At 46.3% G+C, this 389-nt stretch carries 1 pseudogene; it reads right to left on the reverse strand.

Features of this window, described 5'->3' with window-relative positions:
• Window positions 1–333, reverse strand: a pseudogene (locus BAE31_RS11175) (C4-dicarboxylate ABC transporter); the annotation flags it as partial.
• Window positions 334–389: the final 56 nt, after the last annotated feature.

A 389-nucleotide genomic window follows, 5' to 3' on the forward strand; every position in this document is an offset into this window, starting at 1 on the left:
CGATGTGGAGGGGGCGATAAATTGCACGTCGCCATTTTGCAATGCTTCGATTTCTTCAATGTCCGAATACAGGCTTCCATTCGGGAACACTTCAATTTTCATTTTCCCGCCTGATTTCTCGTTTACGAGCTCGGCGAATTTGTTGGCGGCCAGCCCTTTTGGCGTGTCTTCAGCAACAACGTGGCTGAATTTGAATACGATTTGATCCTGTAAGCCTTCCTGAGCGTCATCATATACAATCTCTTCGCCGTTTGAACGGTCATGGAATCCGATAAATAAAGCGGTTGCAATTCCGGCGATCATCAGACCGAGACATGCAAGCAAACTCTTCATGAAAAGCCCCCTCCCTTATGTTAAGAATAATGGGGCAGATATGATTCGTAAAGACC

The organism is Bacillus sp. I-2 (genome assembly GCF_001974945.1).
GTDB classification, from domain to species: domain Bacteria; phylum Bacillota; class Bacilli; order Bacillales; family Bacillaceae; genus Bacillus; species Bacillus safensis.